This window comes from Thermoactinomyces intermedius, from assembly GCF_013912365.1.
GTDB lineage: Bacteria > Bacillota > Bacilli > Thermoactinomycetales > Thermoactinomycetaceae > Thermoactinomyces > Thermoactinomyces intermedius.
The window spans coordinates 1-672 of sequence record NZ_JACETT010000075.1 but is presented as its reverse complement, the minus strand read 5'-3'; the positions used below and the strand labels follow the sequence as shown (position 1 = coordinate 672).

Sequence of the window (672 nt, the reverse complement as noted above, 5' to 3'; positions counted from 1 at the left end):
TTTGCCTGTTCTATGTACTGCCCTTGTTTATTATTATGGGACTGGTGCCCTGGAATCAAGTCGGCGAGGCGGGAAGCCCGTTTGTCACTGTCTTTTCCGCTTTGGAATTAAAAGGCGTGGCGCACATCATGAATTTTATCCTGCTGATTGCCGTAACCTCCGCAGCCAACACCGGAATTTACTCCAGCTCCCGGGTGCTGTATTCGCTTTCGAAACAAAAAGAGGCACCTGCGATTTTCAGCCGGTTGAACAAAAACGGTGTGCCCATTTACAGCCTCATTCTATGCGCCGGCAGCTTGCTTCTGGGGTCAGTTGTCGCCATGGCGGCTGAAGAAAGCGTGTTTCAATACCTGATGGGAATTCCGGGTTACACCACCATCATGCTCTGGATCATCATTTGCCTTTCTCAGTTGAAACTGCGGAAACAATACAAGGAAAAACCTTTTTTCCAAATTCCTTTATACCCGTATTTGACGGGATTCACCCTGGCTGTTTTGTCGGTTATTTTCATCACACTGTTGCTGAATCCGGATAACATCATTAACAGCTTGGTCTTCCTGTCCATGATGATCGTTCTGTTTTGCGCAGCCCGGTTCAAATCAGGCCTTGCGGATCAGCCGTTGCCCGATTCTTCTTCTTGATTTTGTGCATGACAAATCCAAAGCCCCCTTC

General features: G+C 47.9%; 1 protein-coding gene. It reads left to right on the top strand.

The window, feature by feature from the left end; translation table 11 throughout:
- The coding region (locus H1R82_RS13905; protein ID WP_181821691.1) for an amino acid permease at positions 1-641 on the top strand (641 nt) is incomplete at its 5' end.
- Positions 642-672: the final 31 nt, after the last annotated feature.